At 64.8% G+C, this 21,372-nt stretch carries 18 protein-coding genes; 14 read left to right on the forward strand and 4 right to left on the reverse strand.

The genetic code is table 11. The features are described 5' to 3' along the window. Positions 1–105: 105 nt before the first annotated feature. The gene (locus HAP54_RS31015) at positions 106–1,032 is read right to left on the reverse strand and encodes a LysR family transcriptional regulator (RefSeq protein WP_166293954.1); all 927 of its coding nucleotides are present in this window, start codon (positions 1,030–1,032) and stop codon (positions 106–108) included. Between the two features lie 151 nt (positions 1,033–1,183). Between HAP54_RS31015 and HAP54_RS31020 the strand changes: the two genes are divergently transcribed. The 12 genes from HAP54_RS31020 to HAP54_RS31075 all read left to right on the forward strand — a co-directional run bounded on the left by HAP54_RS31020 (position 1,184) and on the right by HAP54_RS31075 (position 15,160). Further along, positions 1,184–2,215 (forward strand): class 1 fructose-bisphosphatase, encoded by a 1,032-nt coding sequence (locus HAP54_RS31020; RefSeq protein ID WP_414646230.1) that lies wholly within the window; start codon positions 1,184–1,186, stop codon positions 2,213–2,215. A gap of 10 nt (positions 2,216–2,225) precedes the next feature. Then, entirely contained in the window at positions 2,226–3,101 is an 876-nt protein-coding gene (locus HAP54_RS31025) for a phosphoribulokinase (RefSeq protein WP_029080712.1), read from the forward strand. Next, complete coding sequence (gene tkt, locus HAP54_RS31030) at positions 3,098–5,119, forward strand: transketolase (protein ID WP_166293958.1); 2,022 nt, start codon at positions 3,098–3,100, stop codon at positions 5,117–5,119. The genes HAP54_RS31025 and tkt overlap by 4 nt, the downstream gene beginning before the upstream one ends. A gap of 15 nt (positions 5,120–5,134) precedes the next feature. Continuing rightward, positions 5,135–6,217, forward strand: coding sequence for a class II fructose-bisphosphate aldolase (gene fba, locus HAP54_RS31035; RefSeq protein WP_166203903.1), 1,083 nt, complete (start codon positions 5,135–5,137; stop codon positions 6,215–6,217). A gap of 30 nt (positions 6,218–6,247) precedes the next feature. Next, complete coding sequence (locus HAP54_RS31040; protein WP_166293960.1) at positions 6,248–7,711, forward strand: form I ribulose bisphosphate carboxylase large subunit; 1,464 nt, start codon at positions 6,248–6,250, stop codon at positions 7,709–7,711. Positions 7,712–7,723: 12 nt separating this feature from the next. After that, positions 7,724–8,149 carry a ribulose bisphosphate carboxylase small subunit gene (locus HAP54_RS31045; protein ID WP_029080708.1) on the forward strand — a complete coding sequence of 142 codons (426 nt, stop codon included), beginning with the start codon at positions 7,724–7,726 and terminating at the stop codon, positions 8,147–8,149. Between the two features lie 111 nt (positions 8,150–8,260). Continuing rightward, a complete protein-coding gene (gene cbbX, locus HAP54_RS31050; RefSeq protein ID WP_166293962.1) occupies positions 8,261–9,202 on the forward strand; it encodes a CbbX protein in 942 nt (313 codons plus the stop codon). Then, entirely contained in the window at positions 9,199–9,915 is a 717-nt protein-coding gene (locus HAP54_RS31055; RefSeq protein WP_166293964.1) for an HAD family hydrolase, read from the forward strand. Before cbbX ends, HAP54_RS31055 begins: the two co-directional genes overlap by 4 nt. Positions 9,916–10,367: 452 nt before the next feature. After that, complete coding sequence (gene chvE / locus HAP54_RS31060; protein WP_166293966.1) at positions 10,368–11,435, forward strand: multiple monosaccharide ABC transporter substrate-binding protein; 1,068 nt, start codon at positions 10,368–10,370, stop codon at positions 11,433–11,435. Positions 11,436–11,501: 66 nt separating this feature from the next. Continuing rightward, a complete protein-coding gene (gene mmsA, locus HAP54_RS31065; RefSeq protein ID WP_166293968.1) occupies positions 11,502–13,082 on the forward strand; it encodes a multiple monosaccharide ABC transporter ATP-binding protein in 1,581 nt (526 codons plus the stop codon). After that, on the forward strand, positions 13,079–14,269 hold the full coding sequence (gene mmsB / locus HAP54_RS31070) for a multiple monosaccharide ABC transporter permease (protein ID WP_166293970.1): 1,191 nt from the start codon (positions 13,079–13,081) through the stop codon (positions 14,267–14,269). Before mmsA ends, mmsB begins: the two co-directional genes overlap by 4 nt. 57 nt (positions 14,270–14,326) lie before the next feature. Further along, the gene (locus HAP54_RS31075; RefSeq protein ID WP_312022799.1) at positions 14,327–15,160 is read left to right on the forward strand and encodes an inositol monophosphatase; all 834 of its coding nucleotides are present in this window, start codon (positions 14,327–14,329) and stop codon (positions 15,158–15,160) included. Positions 15,161–15,573: 413 nt separating this feature from the next. Here the strand turns inward: HAP54_RS31075 and HAP54_RS31080 are convergent. After that, positions 15,574–16,517 (reverse strand): IS630 family transposase gene (locus HAP54_RS31080; RefSeq protein ID WP_166293972.1). Its coding sequence is split into 2 segments (ribosomal slippage): positions 15,574–16,181 and positions 16,181–16,517, totalling 945 coding nucleotides; the frame shifts between segments, so codons are not numbered across the junction. 295 nt (positions 16,518–16,812) lie between these two features. After that, positions 16,813–18,135: a glycosyltransferase family 87 protein gene (locus HAP54_RS31085; RefSeq protein ID WP_166293974.1), complete on the reverse strand. Its 1,323-nt coding sequence runs from the start codon at positions 18,133–18,135 to the stop codon at positions 16,813–16,815. A 223-nt stretch (positions 18,136–18,358) separates the two neighbouring features. On the opposite strand from HAP54_RS31085, the gene HAP54_RS31090 reads away from it, so the two are divergent. Beyond that, positions 18,359–19,054: a DUF4336 domain-containing protein gene (locus HAP54_RS31090; protein ID WP_166293976.1), complete on the forward strand. Its 696-nt coding sequence runs from the start codon at positions 18,359–18,361 to the stop codon at positions 19,052–19,054. Between the two features lie 6 nt (positions 19,055–19,060). On the opposite strand, the gene HAP54_RS31095 is transcribed toward HAP54_RS31090, so the two are convergent. Further along, on the reverse strand, positions 19,061–19,987 hold the full coding sequence (locus HAP54_RS31095) for a LysR family transcriptional regulator (RefSeq protein WP_166293978.1): 927 nt from the start codon (positions 19,985–19,987) through the stop codon (positions 19,061–19,063). A 130-nt stretch (positions 19,988–20,117) separates the two neighbouring features. Between HAP54_RS31095 and HAP54_RS31100 the strand changes: the two genes are divergently transcribed. After that, entirely contained in the window at positions 20,118–21,356 is a 1,239-nt protein-coding gene (locus tag HAP54_RS31100; RefSeq protein ID WP_339156780.1) for a CoA transferase, read from the forward strand. Positions 21,357–21,372 lie beyond the last annotated feature (16 nt).

Consider the following 21,372-nt stretch of genomic DNA (forward strand, 5'->3'; position numbering starts at 1 on the left):
TGGCCGCACTCAAGATGTGACATGCGTTTCGCGGAACTTCAATGCCTAACATACGGTGCCACTTCGTTTTTCTCGATCGCGCGTGCATCGCGGCAGTGCGCGGCGCTAGCGCGAATTCGGCAGATAGCGCCAGCCCTCCTTGCCGAGGAAGTCCAGCATGGCCTGCGCGGGCGGCAGCAGGATCTTGTCGATGCGCCTGATCGCGTGCCACTGCCGGACGATCGGCAGGCCCTTCACCTTGAGCACCACCAGCCGGCCGTCCTCCAGCTCGTGAAACACCGTGTGCTGGGAGATGAAGGCGATGCCGAGTCCGGCCATCACCGCCTGCTTGATCGTCTCGTTGCTGTCCATCGCCATGCCGAGCTTCGGCTCTAGCCCGACCCGCTCGAAATATTGCTGCATCAGCATCCGCGTGCCTGATCCCTGCTCGCGGGTGATGAAGGTCTCATTGGTGAGCTCCGATGTGGCGACGTGCCGCCGCCGCGCCAGCCGATGATCGGGCGCAGCGATGATGAAGTGCGGATGCCGGCCGAGCGGCTTCATCTCGACCTCGACATCGGCCGGCGGCCGGCCCATCACCGCGATGTCGAGATCGTAGCCGCGCAGCGCGTCGCGGATCTCCTCGCGGTTGCCGATCCTGAGCGTGACCTCGATCTTGGGAAAGCGGCGCGAGAACGCCGCGATCGCGAAAGGCACGAAGTATTTCGCGGTCGAGACCGCGCCCATCGCGACGCGGCCGCCGCTGCGGCCTGCGATCATGTCGAGCGACTGCTCGCAGTCCTTGAGCGCCGCCTCGATCCGCTCGACCAGCGTCAGCACATGCGCGCCGGCATCGGTCAGCGCCATGCCGTCGCCGGTGCGCTGGATCAGCGGCAATCCGGCGAGCGCCTGCAGGTTGCGGAGCTGCAGCGTCACTGCTGGCTGCGTCAGGTTCAGCTGGTTGGCCGCCGATGTGATCGAGCCGGCGCCGTGCACGGCGGACAGCGCGCGCAGCTGGCGGATGGTGAGGTCCCGCGAGAAGTTCCCGGCCACGACAAGCTCCATAAGAAATACTTTGCCCGGACCAAAGATAATAAAATTTCCCTAATTCGGCAAATCGCGCGTTGATGTGGCCACGGCGACTCCCTGCGGTCGCCTCTCGACCCTCGGGACAGAGGGCGATCAAAGGGAGAGGCCGGTGGAGATTCGTCCTGCATTGCATGCCCATCTGGAGTGGCCGACGCAACACAACCCGTTGCGCGCCGCGACCGTTGCGGTGATCGAAGCCCTTGCCGGTGCGGCGATCGTCCTCTCGCGGCTCATCGCCTCCGGCCCGCTCGCCGGGATCGGCGGCGAGAGCGGCGGCGTCAATCCAGACGGCGATCACCAGAAGACCGTCGACATCGTCGCCGACCGCCTGATGCGCGACGCGCTGCGCACCGCGCCGGTCGCCGCGGTGCTGTCGGAGGAGGTCGAGCTGCCGGAGACGCTCGATCCCGATGCGCCGCTCTGTGTTGCGATCGATCCGCTCGATGGATCCGCCAATCTCGAAAACAACATCTCGATCGGCACGATCTTCTCGATCCGGCCGAAGGGAAACGACATCATCTCGACATTCTTCGAGCCCGGCACGGCGCAATGTGCCGCCGGCTGCTTCATTTACGGTCCGCAGACGGTGCTGGTGCTGGCGCTCGACCAGTGCGTCGACTGCTTCACGCTGGACCCGCGAACCGGCGAGTTCGTGCTGACCGCGCGTGATCTGCGGGTGCCGCAGGACGGGTCGGAATTCGCCATCAATGCCTCGAACCGGCGGCACTGGAGCGGCCCGGTGCGCAGCTACATCGACGAGTGCCTCGCCGGGGTGAACGGGGAGCGCGGGCGGGACTACAACATGCGCTGGATCGGCTCGCTGGTGGCGGAAGCCTACCGCATCCTGATGCGCGGCGGCGTGTTCCTGTACCCGGCGGATGCGCGCCAGAGCTACCGCGAAGGCCGGCTGCGCCTGCTCTATGAGGCGCATCCGATCGCGCTGATCATGGAATGGGCCGGCGGCGCCGCGTCGAACGGCCGCTCGCGCATTCTTGAACTCTCGGCACGTACGCCGCATCAGCGCGTGCCCTTGATTATGGGATCGGCACGCGCCGTGCGCGACGTTGATGCGATCCACCTGACCGTCGAGCCGTTGTTCGAGAGCAGCGATGCCCCGCTGTTCGCGCGGCGCGGCCTGTTCCGCTGAGGGGGAGCGTATGTCTCGTCGACATCCCATCATCTCGATCACCGGCTCCTCCGGCGCCGGCACCACCTCGGTGAAGAAGACGTTCGAGAACATCTTCCGCCGCGAGAACGTGGTCGCGGCCTATATCGAGGGCGACGCCTTCCACCGCTACGACCGCGCCGAGATGCGCAGCCAGATGCTGGAGAAGGCCGAGCGCGGCGACAAGCATTTCAGCCATTTCAGCCCCGAGACCAATTTGTTCGAGGAACTGGAGAAGCTGTTCAGCGACTATGCCGAGACCGGCACCGGAACGACGCGGCACTATGTCCACGACGAAGAGGAATCCCGGCTCTACGGCGCCAAGCCCGGCACCTTCACCAAGTGGGAGCCGCTGCCGGAGAATTCCGACCTGCTGTTCTACGAGGGCCTGCATGGCGCCGTGGTCACCGACAAGGTGAACGTCGCGCAGCACGCTGACCTCAAGATCGGCGTCGTGCCGGTCATCAACCTCGAATGGATCCAGAAGCTGCATCGCGATCGCAGCCATCGCGGCTACTCCACCGAGGCGGTGACCGACACCATCCTGCGCCGCATGCCTGACTATGTGAACTACATCTGCCCGCAGTTCAGCGAAACCGACATCAACTTCCAGCGTGTGCCGACGGTCGACACGTCGAACCCCTTCATCGCGCGCTGGATCCCGACGCCGGATGAATCGATGGTCGTGATCCGGCTGAAGAACCCGCGCGGCATCGATTTTCCCTATCTGCTCTCGATGATCCCGAACAGCTTCATGTCGCGCGCCAACTCGATCGTGATCCACGGCGCCAAGCTCGACCTCGCGATGCAGCTCATCCTGACCCCGCTGATCCTGCAACTGATCGAACGAAAGAGGCGAACGATATGACCGCACTTGCGTCCGTTGCCAGCCGGCCCGACGTCAGCCATGACGAGATGGCCAACGCCATCCGCTTCCTCACTATCGACGCGGTGGAGCAGGCGAAATCCGGCCATCCCGGTATGCCGATGGGCATGGCCGATGTCGCGACCGTGCTGTTCACCGACTTCCTGAAGTTCGATCCGGCCGATCCGGCTTGGCCTGACCGCGACCGCTTCGTGCTGTCGGCCGGTCACGGCTCGATGCTGCTCTACGCGCTGCTCTATCTGACAGGCTACGAGAGCATGACGCTCGATCAGCTCAAGGCCTTCAGGCAATGGGGATCGAAAACCCCGGGCCATCCCGAATACGGGCATACGCCGGGCGTCGAGACCACGACCGGGCCGCTCGGGCAGGGGATTGCGACCGCGGTCGGCATGGCGCTCGCCGAGCGCTTGATGAACGCACGCTTCGGCGACGACCTGGTCGACCATTACACCTATGTGATCGCCGGCGATGGCTGCCTGATGGAGGGCCTCAGCCATGAGGCGATCTCGCTCGCCGGCCATTTGCGGCTGAACCGCTTGATCGTGCTGTTCGACGACAACCACATCTCGATCGACGGCGCCACCTCGCTGTCCTGTTCGGACGACCAGACGGCGCGCTTTGCGGCCAGCGGCTGGAACGTCTGCCGCATTGACGGCCACGATCCGCAGGCAATTTCTGCGGCGATCAGGCAGGCGCGGTCGAGCGATCGTCCGTCGCTGATCGCCTGCCGCACCGTGATCGGGTTCGGTGCGCCGAACCGGCAGGGCAGCGAGAAAGTGCATGGCGCGCCGCTCGGCACCGATGAGGTGGCGAAGACCCGGAGCGCCCTGTGCTGGCCGTATCCGGCGTTCGAGATTCCCGACGCGGTGCTGGCCGAGTGGCGTGAGCTCGGCGGCCGCGGCCGCGACGCGCGGCGGGCCTGGATCGAGCGTTCGCGCAGCGCCTGCAAGGCCGACAAGGGCGAGCGGTCTGCGTTCCACGACGCGCTGAACCGGAAACTGCCCTGCGCCTATGCCGAAGCGATGGCCAAGCTCGTGGCGCGGTTTGCGACGGAGCGGCCGAAGCTCGCCACGCGGCAGGCCTCGCAGCAGGTCATCGACGTGATCGCCGAGGCGTTGCCGAACCTGCTGGGCGGCTCGGCCGACCTCACGCATTCCAATCTGACGCTGGCGAAGTCGCAGGTTTCGGTGCGGCCGGAGACGCTCGACGGCAGCTATATCCATTATGGCATCCGCGAGCACGGCATGGCCGCGGCGATGAACGGCATCGCCCTGCACGGCGGGTTCATTCCCTATGGCGGCACCTTCCTCAGCTTCGCCGATTACAGCCGGCCGGCCATCCGTCTCGCGGCGCTGATGGGGATCCGCGTCATCCATGTGATGACCCACGATTCGATCGGGCTTGGCGAGGACGGGCCGACGCATCAGCCGGTCGAGCATCTGGCGGCGCTGCGGGCGATCCCGAACCTGCTGGTGTTCCGCCCGGCCGACGCAGTGGAGACGGCTGAAGCCTGGGACTGCGCGCTGAAGGCGGAGACCTCGCCGTCGATCCTCTGCCTGTCGCGGCAGGCACTGCCGACGGTCCGCGACGATATCAAGGACAACCAGGTCGCGCTCGGCGCCTACGTTCTCGTCGAGCCGGCCTTCGGGCGTGACGTCACCCTGATTGCAACGGGTTCGGAGGTGGCGATCGCGCTCGAAGCCGCAAAGCTGCTGGCGGAAGGAGGGGTGCAGGCCGCGGTCGTCTCGGCCCCGTGCCTCGACCTGTTCCGCCAGCAGCCGCGCGACTACCGCGCCAAGGTGCTGGGCAGCGCCCCGCGCGTCGGCGTGGAAGCTGCAGTCGAGGGCGACTGGGCGCGCTGGCTCGGCGACGACGGCGCGTTCGTCGGCATGACCGGCTTCGGCGCCTCCGCGCCGGCCGACGTGCTGTACCGCGAATTTGGCATCACGCCTGCGGCGGTCGCAGCCGCAGCAAAACAGCTCATGCAACGAGCGAATTGAAAGGAGGACGCCACGATGGCGCGGATCACACTGAGGCAATTGCTGGACCACGCCGCCGAACGCGGCTATGGCGTGCCGGCCTTCAACATCAACAACATGGAGCAGGGCCTCGCCATCATGGAGGCGGCTGCGGCCTGCGATGCGCCTGTCATTATCCAGGCTTCGCGCGGCGCTCGGTCCTATGCCAACGACATCATGCTGGCGAAGATGATCGACGCGCTGGAGGAGATGTATCCGCAGATCCCGCTCTGCCTGCATCTCGATCACGGCAACGAGGAGGCGACCTGCGCCACGGCGATCCGCTACGGCTTCACCTCGGTCATGATGGACGGCTCGCTGAAAGCCGACGCCAAGACCGCGGCCGACTACGACTACAATGTCGATATCACCCGCCGGGTCGTCGAGATGGCGCACTGGGTCGGTGCGTCGGTGGAGGGCGAGCTCGGCGTGCTCGGCTCGCTCGAACATGGCGGCGGCGAGCAGGAGGACGGTCACGGCGTCGAGGGCAAGCTGAGCCATGATCAGCTGCTCACCGACCCCGACCAGGCCGTCGATTTCGTCCGCGCCACCAAGGTCGATGCGCTCGCGATCGCGATGGGCACCTCACACGGCGCCTACAAGTTCACACGCCGCCCCGACGGCGAGATCCTGGCGATGCGCGTGGTCGAGGAGATCCACACGCGGCTGCCGAACACGCATCTGGTCATGCACGGCTCGTCCTCGGTGCCGCAGCCGCTGCAGGACATGTTCAACCAGTTCGGCGGCGAGATGCCGCAGACCTGGGGCGTGCCGGTCGAGGAGATCGTCCGCGGCATCAAGCACGGCGTGCGCAAGGTCAATATCGACACCGATTGCCGGCTGGCGATGGCTGCGGCCTTCCGCAAGGTCGCGGTGCAGTCGAAGAGCGAGTTCGATCCGCGCAAATTCCTGAAGCCCGCGATGGATGCGCTGCGCGAACTCTGCCGTGACCGCTTCGAACAATTCGGCACGGCCGGCAATGCCGCCAGGATCAAGGTGGTGGCACTGCCGGAGATGGCCCGGCGCTACCGCGCCGGCGCGCTCGATCCGCAGATTGGAAAGATGACCCAGGCCGCCTGAGCAAATGGCAGCGAACGACAGGAGATTTTGATGAATATTCAGCAGTCGATCACGGTGCGCGGCAAGGATCGCTACAAGTCCGGCGTGATGGAATACAAGCGGATGGGCTATTGGGAGCCGAATTACGAGCCCAAGGACACCGACGTCATCGCCTTGTTCCGCGTCACGCCGCAGGACGGCGTCGATCCGACCGAAGCCTGCGCGGCGGTGGCGGGCGAATCCTCGACCGCGACCTGGACCGTGGTGTGGACCGACCGGCTGACGGCCGCGGAGAAATATCGGGCGAAGTGCTATCGCGTCGATCCGGTGCCGAATTCGCCCGGCAGCTACTTCGCCTATATCGCCTACGACCTCGATTTGTTCGAGCCGGGCTCGATCTCGAACCTGACGGCGTCGATCATCGGCAACGTGTTCGGCTTCAAGCCGCTGAAGGCGCTGCGCCTCGAGGACATGCGGCTGCCCATCGCCTATGTGAAGACATTCCAGGGCCCGGCAACCGGCATCGTGGTGGAGCGCGAGCGGCTCGACAAGTTCGGCCGTCCGTTGCTCGGCGCCACCGTGAAGCCGAAACTCGGCCTGTCCGGCCGCAACTACGGCCGTGTTGTCTATGAAGCCTTGAAAGGCGGGCTCGACTTCACCAAGGACGACGAGAACATCAACTCGCAGCCCTTCATGCACTGGCGCGAGCGCTTCCTGTACTGCATGGAGGCGGTCAACCGCGCGCAGGCCGCGACCGGCGAGATCAAGGGCACCTACCTCAACGTCACTGCGGCGACCATGGAGGATATGTACGAGCGCGCCGAATATGCCCATGAGCTCGGCTCCAACATCGTCATGATCGATCTGGTGATCGGCTACACCGCGATCCAGTCGATGGCGAAGTGGGCGCGCAGGAACAACATGATCCTGCATCTGCACCGCGCCGGCCATTCCACCTATACGCGGCAGCGCAGCCACGGCGTCTCGTTCCGGGTGATCGCGAAATGGATGCGGCTGGCCGGTGTCGATCACATCCATGCCGGCACAGTGGTCGGCAAGCTCGAAGGCGATCCGAACACCACGCGGGGCTACTACGACATCTGCCGCGAGGACTTCAACCCGATGCAGCTCGAGCACGGCGTGTTCTTCGACCAGAACTGGGCGAGCCTCAACAAGCTGATGCCGGTGGCCTCCGGCGGCATTCATGCCGGCCAGATGCACCAGCTGCTCGATCTGCTCGGTGAGGACGTCGTGCTGCAGTTCGGCGGCGGCACGATCGGGCATCCTCGCGGCATCCAGGCCGGCGCGATCGCCAATCGCGTCGCGCTGGAAGCGATGGTCCTCGCCCGCAACGAGGGGCGCGACTACGTCCATGAAGGACCGGAGATCCTGGCCAAGGCGGCGCAGACCTGCACGCCGCTGCGCGAGGCGCTGGACGTCTGGAAGGACGTCACCTTCAACTACGAGTCGACGGATGCCCCCGATTTCGTTCCCACGCCGAGCATGGCGGTCTGACAGGAGGTTCTCATGCGCGTTACCCAAGGCTGCTTTTCCTTCCTGCCCGATCTCACCGACGAGCAGATCGCCGCACAGGTGCAATACTGCCTCGACAAGGGCTGGGCGGTGAACATCGAGTTCACCGACGATCCGCATCCCCGCAACACCTATTGGGAGATGTGGGGCCTGCCGATGTTCGACCTGCGCGATGCGGCCGGCATCATGAAGGAACTCGCCGACTGCCGGCGGGTCTATGGCGACCGCTATATCCGGATCTCCGGTTTCGATTCCGGCCACGGCTGGGAGTCCGTTCGCATCTCCTTCATCGTCAACCGGCCGCGCGAGGAGCCGGGCTTCCGGCTCGACCGCCAGGAAGCCGCCGGACGCAACCTCCGTTACGCGACGCGTTCCTATGCGGCGACGCGCCCCGAGGGCGAACGCTACACCGACCAGTGACCGCGTCCGGTCAGCAAACCAGGCGGATTGCTCCCTCGACCGTCCTGGTCCGGATGCACTTCTCCGTCGTCGCCGCCGCGGCGACGGAGCCTTTTTCGAAGCGAGAGGATGATGACCCAAGCGCAAGAACAACTCAGCGACCAAGTCCGCGAGACGCCGCTCGCAACCATCGACCTCCGGCATGAGTTCGCCGACCTCGGCATCGGCGACGTGCTCGACCAGCTCGATTCCGAATTGATCGGCCTCAAGCCGGTGAAGACCCGCATCCGTGAGATCGCTTCGCTGCTGCTGGTCGAACGCATCAGGCAGAAGATGGCGCTGGCGACGACATTTCCGACCTTGCACATGTCGTTCACCGGAAATCCCGGCACCGGCAAGACCACGGTTGCGCTCAGGATGGCCGGCATCCTGCACAAGCTCGGCTTCGTGCGCCGCGGCCACGTCATCAGCGTCACGCGCGACGACCTGGTCGGGCAATATATCGGCCACACCGCGCCGAAGACCAAAGAAATATTGAAGAAGGCGATGGGCGGCGTGCTGTTCATCGACGAGGCCTATTATCTCTATCGCCCCGAGAACGAGCGCGACTACGGCCAGGAGGCGATCGAGATCCTGCTGCAGATCATGGAACAGCAGCGCGAGGATATGGTGGTGATCCTGGCCGGCTACGGCGACCGCATGGAGAAGTTCTTCCAGAGCAATCCGGGCTTCCGCTCCCGCATCGCGCATCACATCGACTTCCCGGACTATTCGGACGGCGAGCTGCTCTGGATCGCCGAGTTGATGTTGCAGCAGCAGAATTATCGCTTGTCTCCGGAAGCACGCGAGGCCTTTATCCGCTACATCGCCGTGCGCAAGGAACAACCGCTGTTCTCCAATGCACGTTCGATCCGCAACGCGCTCGACCGTATCCGGCTGCGCCAGGCCAACCGGATCGTGGCGAAGCTCGACCGCACGCTGACGGCCGACGACGTGATGTCGATCGAGGCCGGTGACGTGCTTGCCAGCCGCGTGTTCAGCAAGGGAGCCGGTGCAGCGGGCGAGGGACGATGAACCAGGCGCTCGCGGTGATCCGAAAGACCGGGATGCGCGACATCATTGCGGGCGCCCGTGCGCTGATCTTCGACGTCGACGGCACGCTGGCCGAAACCGAGGAGGTGCACCGTCGCGCCTTCAACGAGGCGTTTGCCGAGGCAGGCCTCGACTGGTTCTGGGATCGGGTCACCTACGCGCGGCTGCTGCGCGTCGCCGGAGGCAAGGAGCGCATCCACGCGTTCGACCAGCGCAACGCGGTGCCGTCGCTGACATTCGCCGATATCGCGGACCTACACCGGATCAAGACCGCGCGCTATGCCGCGCTGATTGCGGCGGGCGGCTGCCCGCTGCGGCCGGGCGTGAGAGCATTCCTCGGCAATGCGCGCCGCCGCGGCCAGCGTCTTGCGATTGCGACCACGACCTCGCATGGCAACATCGATGCGCTGCTCTCGGTTGCGCTGGGGCTCGACTGGGCCGATTTGTTCGAGGCGATCGTTGCCGGCGATGACGTTCCGCGCAAGAAGCCCGCGCCCGACGTTTATGTCGAGGTCCTGGCCCGGCTTGGACTGGCGCCGTCGGACTGCATCGCCATCGAGGATTCCGGCAATGGCCTCGTTGCCGCGTCGCACGCAGGCATCCCTGTGGTTATCACCCGAAGCGCGTATTTCGGTGATGACGATTTCGCCGAGGCGCTGCTCGTCGTCGACGACCTCTCGGTGATCGACAAGTAAGGTCGGCGCCCTGTCGTTCGGATAGGTCTGCCCGGTACAGGTCACAAACAATGTGACTAGTCGGCGCATTTCTTCCGTGGAATAGTACCGAAGTACCCCGCAAGAGGGTCGCCCTGCGCTGCCACACCACCTTGAACGCTGGTGGGGGGCGCACACGAATGAGCTTGGGAGACCGCGCCTCATGATGCCCGAATCCACCGTTGCGCCCGCTTCAATCCCTTCCCTCGCAGGCGAGTGAAGCCGGCCGGTGCCGCGTGGACTGGCGATCGACGGGACGCGAGGGATGGTGGTGCCAGTCATGGGCTGCATCGACTTTTTCGCAACAAATCACCCTGACAGCGGCGCAGGTTCGGTCGTCGCGAGGTGGTACGCAATATGCCGTGCTCGTCATGGTTGTTGATGCGCCAGCGGCCCTAGCGCGGAAACCAATCCAGGAAGAAGGGGAGTGACGCATGTTCAGATTGAAGGTCTCGTTGATCGCGCTGGCGCTGGCAGGTCTCACCGCGGCCGCGCCGGACGCGCGCGCCCAGAGCAAGCCGACCATCGGCATCGCAATGCCGACCAAATCCTCGGCACGCTGGATCGACGACGGCAACAACATGGTCAAGGTGCTGAAGGAACGCGGCTACGGGACCGACCTGCAATATGCCGACGACGACATCCCGAACCAGCTCTCCCAGGTCGAGAACATGGTGACCAAGGGCGCCAAGGTGCTGGTCATCGCGGCGATCGACGGCACCACGCTGTCCGACGTGCTGAAGCAGGCCAAGGCTCAGGGCATCACGGTGATCGCCTATGACCGTCTGATCCGGGATACGCCGAATGTGGACTACTACGCGACCTTCGACAATTTCCAGGTCGGCGTGCTGCAGGCGCAGTCGATCGAGAATGCGCTCGGGGTGAAGGACGGCAAGGGGCCCTTCAACATCGAGCTGTTCGGCGGCTCGCCCGACGACAACAACGCCTATTTCTTCTACGACGGCGCGATGTCGGTGCTGAAGCCCTATATCGACAGCGGCAAGCTTGTGGTTGCGAGCGGCCAGACGGGCATGGGCAAGGTCGCGACCTTGCGCTGGGACGGCGCCACCGCGCAGGCCCGCATGGACAATCTGCTCAGCGCCTTCTACGGCAAGAAGCGCGTCGATGCGGTGCTGTCGCCCTATGACGGCCTGTCGATCGGCATCATCTCCTCGCTGAAGGGCGTCGGCTACGGCAGCAAGGACCAGCCGATGCCGTTCGTCAGCGGCCAGGATGCCGAGGTGCCCTCGATCAAGGCGATGCTGCGCGGCGAGCAATACTCGACCATCTTCAAGGACACCCGCGATCTCGCCAAGGTCACGGCCGACATGGTCGATGCCGTGCTGAGCAAGAAGGAGGTCAGCGTCAACGACACCAAGACCTACAACAACGGGGTCAAGGTGGTTCCGTCCTACCTGCTCAAGCCGGTCGTGGTGGATAAGACCAATTGGGAGAAAGTCCTGATTGACAGCGGCTACTATAAGCGCTCGCAATTCGACTAGAGCGGAGTGGCGGGTGAGCGGCGGCTGATAGCGCCGAGACCGATCGACGCTGCGGGACACGATCTGATGACGGCGATGCTTGAGATGCGTGACGTCAGCAAGAGCTTTGCCGGCGTGCAGGCATTGCGCGACGTCAACTTCACCGTGGAGGCCGGGGAGATCCATGCCCTGGTCGGCGAGAATGGGGCCGGCAAGTCGACCCTGATGAAGGTGCTGAGCGGGGTCTATCCCGCCGGCAGCTATGAAGGGTCGATCCTGTTCGACGGCGAGGAGCGCCGGTTCCGCGACATCAACGACTCCGAGGCGCTGGGGATCATCATCATCCACCAGGAGCTGGCGCTGATCCCGCTGATGTCGATCGCCGAGAACATCTTCCTGTCGCGCGCGCCGTCGCGGTTCGGGGTGATCGACCGCGATGCGGTGTACCGGCGGACCGCGGAGCTGCTGACCCAGGTCGGCCTGCGGGAATCGCCTGATACCCTGGTCACCGATCTGGGCGTCGGCAAGCAGCAGCTCGTCGAGATCGCCAAGGCGCTGTCGAAGCAGGTGCGCCTCCTGATCCTGGACGAGCCTACCGCGAGCCTCAACGAGGCCGACAGCGCCGCGCTGCTGGATCGGCTGCTGGCGTTCCGCGCGCAGGGCATCGCCTCGATCCTGATCTCGCACAAGCTGAACGAGGTCGCACGCGTCGCCGACCGCATCACGGTGCTGCGCGACGGTCGCACCGTCGACAGCCTCGATTGCCGGACCGAGCAAGTCGATGAGGACCGGATCATCCGCAGCATGGTCAACCGCGATCTCGCGCACCGCTTTCCCGAGCGAAAGGTCGCGATCGGCGATCCCGTGCTGACGGTGGAGAACTGGTCGGTGTATCACCCGCTGCACACCGGGAGGCAGGTGATCAAGAACGTCGATTTCAAGGTGCGCCGCGGCGAGGTGGTCGGCATCGCCGGCCTGATGGGCGCTGGCCGCACCGAGTTCGCCATGAGCCTGTTCGGCCGGGCCTGGGGCTACAATATCTCCGGCAGGATCGGCCTCAATGGACGCGATGCCAACTTTGCCAGCGTGCCGGCGGCGATCGATGCCGGGCTCGCCTATGTCACCGAGGACCGCAAGCAGCTCGGGTTGCTTCTCGCCGACGACGTCCGCAAGAACGTGACGCTGGCGAGCCTTCGCCAGGTGTCGGATCGTGGCGTGATCGACGATGTGGTCGAACTGAAGGCCGCCAGCGACTATCGCAACCGGATGCGGATCCGCTGCTCCGACGTCTATCAGGAGGCCGGGCAGCTCTCCGGCGGCAACCAGCAGAAGGTGGTGCTGTCGAAATGGCTGATGACCGATCCGCAGGTGTTGCTGCTGGACGAGCCGACCCGCGGCATCGACGTCGGGGCAAAGTACGAGATCTATTGTATCATCAACGAGCTCGCGGAGGCCGGCAAGGGGGTCGTGGTGATCTCGTCGGAGATGCCGGAATTGCTCGGCATCTGCGACCGGATTTGTGTGATGAATGACGGCGCCTTCGTCGGCGAGTTCGCGAAGGACGACGCGACGCAGGAGAAGATCATGCGCGCCATCATGCGCAATGTCAGGATGTCCGGGAACGGCGCCCCTGCCAGTGAGGTGCGGGCGGGAGGCGGAGCACAATGACCGACAAGACGGTGTCACTTCCCGAAACCCCCAAGCATTCCGGCTTCATCAAGAACAATCTGCGCAACTACGGCATGCTGCTGTCGCTGCTCGCGATCATGCTGTTCTTCGAGATCGTGACCGACGGCACGCTGTTGCAGCCGGTCAATCTCACCAATCTCGTGCTGCAGAACAGCTACATCGTGATCATGGCGCTCGGCATGCTGCTCGTGATCGTCACCGGGCATATCGACCTGTCGGTCGGCTCGGTCGCGGGGTTCGTCGGCGCGGTCGCAGCAGTGCTGATGGTGAGCTACCATGTCGACTACCCGATCGCCTTCGTCGCCTGTCTGCTGGTCGGTGCCGCGATCGGCGCGGCGCAGGGCTACTGGGTGGCCTATTTCAAGATTCCGTCCTTCATCGTGACGCTGGCGGGCATGCTGGTGTTCAAGGGCCTTGCGCTCGCGGTGCTGCAGGGCCGGTCGGTCGGGCCGTTTCCGCCGACCTTCCAGAAGCTGTCGTCCGGCTTCATCCCCGAGCTGTTTCCGAGTGCCGGCACGCTCTATCCGAGCTCGCTGCTGATCGGTGTCGTGCTGGCGTTCGCGCTGGTGCTGGCGAGCGCCAAGAGCCGGGCGCGCGAGCAGTCGCACGGCATCGAGGTCGAGCCTTACGCGTTCTTCGTGGCAAAGAGCATCGCGCTGGCCGGCGCGGTGCTCTATTTCACCTATCTGATCGCCTCGTATCGCGGCCTGCCGAACGTGCTCGTCATCATCACGGTCCTGATCGCGCTCTACGGTTTTGTGGCGCGGCGGACGGTGATCGGCCGGCAGATCTATGCCGTCGGCGGCAACGCAAAGGCCGCGAAACTCTCGGGCGTCAAGACCGAACGGCTGACCTTCTTCACCTTCGTCAACATGGGCGTGCTGGCGGCGTTGGCGGGGCTCGTGTTCGCAGCCCGGCTCAACACCGCGACGCCCAAGGCCGGGCTCGGCTTCGAGCTCGACGTGATCGCCGCCTGCTTCATCGGCGGCGCCTCGGCCTATGGCGGCGTCGGCCGGGTCGGCGGCGCGGTGGTCGGTGCGATGATCATGGGGGTGATGAACAACGGCATGTCGATCCTCGGTATCGGCATCGATTATCAGCAAGTGATCAAGGGCCTCGTCCTGCTCGGCGCCGTCTGCATCGATGTCTACAATCAGCGCCGGTGACGGCCACGCAGTCACAGTTTCACGATACGATGCTGGCGCAACACAGGAGGACGCCGCGTGAAACTGTCTCATGCCGATGCGCTGAACATCGGAAACATCCTCGCCGAGGTCGGCCGCAGCGAGATCATGCCGCGGTTCCGCCGCGTGCGGGAGATCGAGGTCCGTACCAAGACATCGGCATTCGACGTGGTCACCGAAGCCGATGAACTTGCCGAGCAGGCGATATCGGCGGCGCTGCTCCGGGCTTTCCCGAATGCGGTCGTGATCGGCGAGGAAGCGACGTCGCGCCATCCGGCCGCGCTCGATCAGGTTGGACCCGCGGAGCTCGCCTTCATCATCGATCCGATCGACGGCACGCGGAACTTCACCTCGAGCCTGCCGCTGTTCGGCACCATGGTGGCCGCCACCATGCGCGGCGAGATCGTGTTCGGCGCGATCCATGATCCTGTGAGCAACGACACGGCATTCGCGCTGCGCGGCGAGGGCGCGTGGCTCGAGATGCCGGATGGCCGGCGGCATGACATGAAGGTGGCGCCGGCCGTGCCGGTCAAGCAGATGGACGCGGTGGTCGGTGTCAACTTCCTGCCTGAGCCGCTGCGCACGATTGTCGCCGGCAACCTTTGCAGGCTTGGCGCCAGTGCCTGGCTCCGATGCGCGGCGCACGAGTATCGCATGGCGGCGTCCGGCCATTGTCACCTGCTGTTCTACAACAAGCTGATGCCGTGGGATCATGCCGCCGGCTGGCTGTTGCATCGCGAGGCCGGCGGCTACAGCGCGCATTTCGACGGATCTCCGTACAAGCCGGTCAACCTGACGGGCGGCCTGCTCTGCGCGCCCGACGAGGCGAGCTGGCATGCGGCACGGCAGGCGATCCTGACGCCGGCCGGGTAGAGGCGGGACGTGCGTTCGTGTTGACGGTATTGGTCTGATTCAACTGTCAAACAGCTTGTTCGGTGTCATCACCCGCGCATGCGGGTGATCCAGTATTCCAGAGACGCCTGTGCGCCGCAGCTTCGCATTCTCGCGACATGATTTGTCCGAGCTTTGCGTCTCATTTCGCCGCTCTGAGATCAGAGGGCGCAGGGAAAGCCGGGTGCCGATCGCACCCATGGGCCCCGAGCAATGGGTAGAAAGCTCGGGGGTAGGACCACAGGTGTAACCGGAAACACTCCGGCTCTCCCTGCGCGATGGTTTTACGGCTTACTTCGTGCTCTCCCCGGCGAGACTTGGCTTTTTTGTCACCGTCTCCGCAAAAACGCTTTCGCGTCTTGCGGGGAGACACCGGCCACTAGAGCGTGATGAGTTTAGTTTTGGTCATATCCGGCCTTTGCGAAGTAGTTGGCGCATTCGGCCGGTGAGACGGTGCCGAGGATCGGAGCGATAGCATCGTAGACGGCCTCGGTGGTTCGCTGTGCGGCTTTGCGCAGCCAGTGTTTGAACTTGGCGAAGAACTGCTCGATCGGATTGAGATCAGGCGAGTATTTCGGCAGGTAGAAGAGCCGGGCGCCGGCGGCACGGATGGCGCGACGCACGGCGTGGGCCTTGTGCGAGCCGAGATTGTCCATGATGACGATGTCGCCGTGCCGCAGGGTCGGGACCAGAGCCTTCTCGATATAGACAAGGAAGGCTTCGCCGTTGATCGGCCCCTCGAGGAACCACGGAGCGGTAATGCGATCGTGGCGCAAGGCGGCCATGAAGGTCATGGTCCGCCAGCGGCCGTGCGGTACCTTGGCTTTGATACGTTGACCGCGCGGCGCCCAGCCCCGCAGCGGCGCCATATTGGTCTTGGTCCAGGTCTCATCGATGAACACCAGCCGAGTGGGATCGATCCGATCCCGATACTTGGTCCACTGCGCCCGCCGACGGGTGACATCGGGACGATCCTGCTCGGCGGCAATCATCGTCTTTTTTTGTAACTGAGCTTCTCGGCGTGGACGAACTCCCACATCGTGCGGTAATCGACCTTCAGGCCACGCTCAGCGAGTTCGGCCACCAGCCCGCGCACGGTAAAATCGTTTCGGCACCGTTGCATCAGCCATTCGCGGTGCGGCCCCGCAATCTTCTTTGGCCGATAGCCCCCGATCTGGTCTGGCTTGACGCTACCGGTCTCGTGGAAGCGCTGTACCCAGTTGATCGCCGTGCTGATGCCCACCCCAAATTGAGCCGCAGCCTGATGCCGCGACAGGCCACCTTTGATGACAGCTCTCACTACCCGCTCACGAAGGTCGTCCGAATAGGCTCGTCCCATCCATGCTGGCCTCCTTCCCAGCCAGCATGTTGAATCAGAAGCCTTCCGATTTGGGAATCCCAAATCGATTCAAGCTAGACCCATCCCGCTCTAGTGCGTCAGGACCACACGACTTCACCGTCCGCTTCGCGTGCTCTCGTCAGCACCACGCTCGGCGTCCACCGCATCTCACCGCAACACCCGTGACGATGCGCAAGCGTCCCTCGATCGGGTGAGACGGGGAGTTCATACACTGAGTTGGGTATTCAGATAAACCGAAATATTTTTGCTGCGAGGGCTTGCGCCGTCGGGCAACTCAGTGATTGGCAATTTCGGCCGAGGCGTCAAAAATTGCCTGTTGCCTGATGCGTCGCGCGACAAGTGCCATGAGCACGGCGGCGGCGATCGGCGCCAGCTGCAGGCCGTTGGCGCCCGCAGGCACCATGGCGAATGGCGTCATGTAGAGCGCGGCGAGCGCGATGCGTTCATACGGCAGCCAGCCGTGCGCGAGCGCGTGCGCAATCAGCCACGCGCCCGGGATCGCCAGGATCACCACCTCGTAGCTGCCCAGGGATGGCACGCATAGGGCGGTCGCCGCGACCATCAGCGCGATCTCGGCGGCGCCGCCGGGCCGCTTCCGGAGCACCAGGATCAGAACTGATATCGCGACCGCGGCCGCGGCCACCTGGACGAGCCAGGCGGTGTTGCTCGATCCGCCGGCCAGCCTGATCGCGGCGTAGGGGCTCGCGAACTTCTCGAAGCCGGGCTCACCGCCGAGGCTCCAGGCGCTTGCCTCCGGCAGCACGGCAATGAATTTGATCCACGGCTCAATCCCGAAGCAGGCGGTGGCCGCCACGACAAGCACGAGCGTTGTTGCGGCCGCTGCTGCGAGCGCGCGCCAGCGCCGCGTCAGGATCAGCACGAGCGGCGCAAGCAGGGCGACCTGCGGCTTGTAGCTGAAGCAGCCGAGCAGCGCGCCCGCGATCACCGGATAGCGGTCCAGCGTCACGGCCGATCCGCCGAGCAAGGCTGCCGAGAACAGCGAGTTCTGTCCGAACAATGCGCACACCCAGACGCCGGGAAAGGCGAGAATGGGAACGACGGACCCGCCCTTGAGCAAGGCTCTCACCGCGGCTGCATAGGCGGCGCCGGTCGCGACGATCCAGATGATGGCGGCGGTCGCAAAGGACACCAGCGCGAAGGGCAGCCAGAACGGCAGTGACGTCGGCGGATAGAAGAACGGTGCGTAGGTCTTCTGACCGAACAGGGCCGCGACCGCGGCGCGACCTGCGTCGCCATAGGCGTCACCGGCGCGGCCCTCGAGCGCGAGCTTTGCCGCGGTCCAGAATGCTGCGAAGTCAGGGCCGACATCCATCGTCGGCGCAGCCCACGGGATGATCGCGATGCAGCCGATGAACAGCAGGAGAAAGACGCGGGTGAACGCCGTGACGCGATCGGCCGTGAGCCATTCGGCCTCGCGCAGCGCGGAGACCAGCGTGCCTGGACCGGACGTCTGGCTGTTGGTCGCGCGCAGCGTGACGGCGCCCGGACCTGCGGCATCCGACGGCGTCGCGAGGTGACGCGTAGCATCGTCAGCGAAGGTCAGCCTGTGTCCCTCGAGGTCCGACTTTTGCGACATCGGCCGCTTCATCCCAATCGCGTCATGCACGCGCAACATTTGGATCAAATCGTCTAAGGTTGCGTAAACCCGGTCGCTGCAATTGGCCGCGGCAGGATCGGAACCCGTCGCGCGACATTGCCTTTGTCCGCGGCGTGTCACGCCGGGCATGGTAAAGGAACCCGCAACGCCGGCGGCAGCGTGCCGATGGTGCGCGGCGCTCGACGGTCATGGTTCATCGGAAATGGCGGTATTGCAGGACTTCGGCCCCGACATCTGGATCGCCGGAGGACCGAACGTCGCGGTCGCCGGGTTTCACTATCCGACCCGGATGGCCGTCATCAGGCTGTCGGACGGCGGTCTCTTCATCTGGTCTCCGGTCCGGTTGACGGCGGAACTGCGGACCGAAGTGGACGCGATCGGCCCGATCAGGCACATCGTGGCCCCCAACTCGCTGCACCACCTGTTCCTCGGCGAGTGGAAGCAGGCCTATCCGGCCGCCGTGCTCCATGCCCCGCCGGGCCTGCGCAAGCGGCGGCGCGATCTCGCCTTCGATGCCGATCTCGCAGATGGACCGAGCGCCGGTTGGGCAGGGCAGATCGACCAGGTCGTGATGCGCGGCAATTTGATCACGTCAGAGGTGGTATTTTTTCATCTCGCGAGCGGGACCGTGCTGTTCACTGACCTGGTGCAACAGATCCCTGCCGACCTGGTCTCCGGCTGGCGTGCGGCGATTGCAAGGCTCGACCTGATGGTCGGGCCGGAGCCGTCGGTGCCGCGCAAGTTCCGCACAGCCTTCACCAACCGCCGCGCGGCGCGCGAGGCGCTGCAACGGATTCTGGCGTGGCCCGCCGAAAAGGTGCTGATGGCTCACGGAACTCCGGTCGAGCAGGATGCGCCGGGATTCCTGCGCCGCGCGTTCGCCTGGCTGACGGGGTGACGGATTTCACCGCCGCGATGCGCTCAGAAACAGCGGCCGGAAGATATCGAGAAATCCGGTCGCCGCCGGAGTCAGCGGGCGGTTCTTTAGCCGCAGGATGCCGATCTTGCGGACTAGCGGCGGCGAGACCAGGCGCTTGACCACGACACCGCGCGGGGCACGCGGCGGCAATGCCGATGCCGGAACGATCGAGATGCCGACATTGGCGCCGACAAAATCATAGAGCGTGCCGAACTGCTCGACGATTGTGCTGTGATTAAGCACGATGCCGTTCGCGGTCGCGACGCTGTCGATCTGCTTGCGCAGGCCTGAGCCGGTCGGCAGCGAGACGAAGGCTTCATTGCGCAACTCGCGCAGGCTCAGCGTGCTCTTGTGTCGCAGCGGATGGCGCGAAGGCAGGATCGCGAAGCAGGACTCTTCCACTGCGTCATCGCTGACCACCTCCTGGCCGAGCGCGGTGACGTTGCCGACGCCGAAATCGGCAAGGCCGCTGCGGACATCCTCATAGACCTCGCTGCCGAGGCCCTCGCGCAGGTGGATTTCGACGCCCGGATGCGCCTTCCTGTATTTCAGCACGGCCTCCGGCACCACGTGGTGGGTCAACGACAGCAGGCACGAGATGATCAGGCGTCCCTTGATCTGATCGCCGAGCGCACGGGCATTGTCGACCTGGGCGCCGAGATCGGCGAGCAGGCGCTGCGTCGATGCGGTGAATTCGCGGCCCGGTGCGGTCAGGATGACGTTGCGCGTCGAGCGCAGGAACAGCGAAACGCCGAGTTGCCGCTCGAGCTGAAGCACCAGACGGCTGACCGCCGATTGCGTCATGCCGAGGTCGGCGGCAGCCGCGGTGAAGCTGCCATACACCGCAACCGAGTTGGCGGCGCGTAGATGTTTGAGGCTGACCTCGAACTGGCGCGGGCGACGCTGGCGCATCATTCATTCCATTTTGGCATCAATAATCCGGATCGGAAAATATTTGACCTATATCGCCGCGGCGTCAACGATGAAGACAACGGCAGGGCGGTGAGCGGGAAGGGAATTCCGGATGACGGCGAGCCTGAATATGACGGCAAACGGCGCGCTCAGGGGTGTCCGCGTTCTCGATCTGACGCGGTTCTATTCAGGTCCGTTCGCCACCTTGATGCTGGCGGGCTTCGGTGCGGAAGTCATCCGCATCGACACCCCGGAGCAGGGCGACCCGACCATGACGGGGCCGCCGTTCCTCGGCAAGGATGGCGTCGCGCTCGACCGCAAGCACGACAGCGATCTCGGTCTTGCTTATCTGAAGCGCTGCCGCGACAAGAAGTCGATCACGCTGAACATGCGCTCGGCGGAGGGCATGGAGCTGTTCCATGCGCTGCTGCGCAAGGCGGACATCCTGGTTGAGAATTTGCGCCCGGGCGCCGCCGAGCGGCTCGGGATCGACTATGAGGCGAACCGGCAGGTCAACCCCGCGATCGTGCATTGCGCGCTGACCGGCTACGGATCGACCGGCGCCGACCGGCGTCTCAAGGCCTATGATTTGATGATCCAGGCGGCGTCCGGGTTGATGTCGATCACGGGTGCGCCGGACAGCGGCCCCAGCAAGGCAGGCACTGCGCTCGCGGATGGCATCACCGGCGCCTTCGCGGTCTCCGGCATTCTGGCGGCACTGACCGAGCAGCGCATTTCGGGGCAAGGCCAGTTCGTCGACGTCGCGATGGCCGACTGCCTGCTGTCGCTGGTGCTCGACGAGCCCCTGGATTGCTACGAGCAGATGGGGATGGCGCCGCGGCAGGGCAATCGCATCATGCGATTCTCGCCGTTCAACACCTATGCCACGCGCGACGGTGCGATCGCGCTCGGCGCCGCCACCAACGAGGACTGGCTTGCGCTGCTGGGTGTGATGGACCGGCTCGACCTCGCGCAAGACGAAAAATTCATGAACACCGGCTGGCGCGTCAGCAACAATGCGCTCGTCGACGCGATCGTCAGCGAATGGACGCTGGGCCGCACCACGGCAGAGGCGATCGAGGCGCTCAATCGCGGCGATGTCGCGGCAAGCCCGATCCGCGATATCGACGACATCCTCGCCTGGGAGCATCTCGATGCGCGCGACATGCTGCAGGCCGTCGCGCATCCGACGGAGGCGCTCGAGCAGCGCGTCATCGGCGCCGGTTTCCCGATCAAGCTGGGACGGACGCATAAGGGATACGCCGCGCCGGCGCCGACGCTCGGGCAGAACAATCTGGAGATCTATGGCGATCTGCTGGGTCTTTCCGGTGAGAGGATCGACGATCTGAAGTCAAGGCGGATCATCTGAAGCAAAGAGGCCGGCA

Source organism: Bradyrhizobium sp. 2S1, assembly GCF_011516625.5.
Taxonomy (GTDB): domain Bacteria; phylum Pseudomonadota; class Alphaproteobacteria; order Rhizobiales; family Xanthobacteraceae; genus Bradyrhizobium; species Bradyrhizobium septentrionale.

What these genes read in the sequence shown, in the direction of transcription:
- HAP54_RS31025 (WP_029080712.1), top strand. Translation starts at nt 2,226, where the DNA reads ATGTCTCGTCGACATCCCATCATCTCGATCACCGGCTCCTCCGGCGCC.
- tkt (WP_166293958.1), top strand. Translation starts at nt 3,098, where the DNA reads ATGACCGCACTTGCGTCCGTTGCCAGCCGGCCCGACGTCAGCCATGAC.
- fba (WP_166203903.1), top strand. Translation starts at nt 5,135, where the DNA reads ATGGCGCGGATCACACTGAGGCAATTGCTGGACCACGCCGCCGAACGC.
- HAP54_RS31040 (WP_166293960.1), top strand. Translation starts at nt 6,248, where the DNA reads ATGAATATTCAGCAGTCGATCACGGTGCGCGGCAAGGATCGCTACAAG.
- HAP54_RS31045 (WP_029080708.1), top strand. Translation starts at nt 7,724, where the DNA reads ATGCGCGTTACCCAAGGCTGCTTTTCCTTCCTGCCCGATCTCACCGAC.
- cbbX (WP_166293962.1), top strand. Translation starts at nt 8,261, where the DNA reads ATGACCCAAGCGCAAGAACAACTCAGCGACCAAGTCCGCGAGACGCCG.
- HAP54_RS31055 (WP_166293964.1), top strand. Translation starts at nt 9,199, where the DNA reads ATGAACCAGGCGCTCGCGGTGATCCGAAAGACCGGGATGCGCGACATC.
- chvE (WP_166293966.1), top strand. Translation starts at nt 10,368, where the DNA reads ATGTTCAGATTGAAGGTCTCGTTGATCGCGCTGGCGCTGGCAGGTCTC.
- mmsA (WP_166293968.1), top strand. Translation starts at nt 11,502, where the DNA reads ATGACGGCGATGCTTGAGATGCGTGACGTCAGCAAGAGCTTTGCCGGC.
- mmsB (WP_166293970.1), top strand. Translation starts at nt 13,079, where the DNA reads ATGACCGACAAGACGGTGTCACTTCCCGAAACCCCCAAGCATTCCGGC.
- HAP54_RS31085 (WP_166293974.1), bottom strand. Translation starts at nt 18,135, where the DNA reads ATGTCGCAAAAGTCGGACCTCGAGGGACACAGGCTGACCTTCGCTGAC.
- HAP54_RS31090 (WP_166293976.1), top strand. Translation starts at nt 18,359, where the DNA reads ATGGCGGTATTGCAGGACTTCGGCCCCGACATCTGGATCGCCGGAGGA.
- HAP54_RS31095 (WP_166293978.1), bottom strand. Translation starts at nt 19,987, where the DNA reads ATGCGCCAGCGTCGCCCGCGCCAGTTCGAGGTCAGCCTCAAACATCTA.
- HAP54_RS31100 (WP_339156780.1), top strand. Translation starts at nt 20,118, where the DNA reads ATGACGGCAAACGGCGCGCTCAGGGGTGTCCGCGTTCTCGATCTGACG.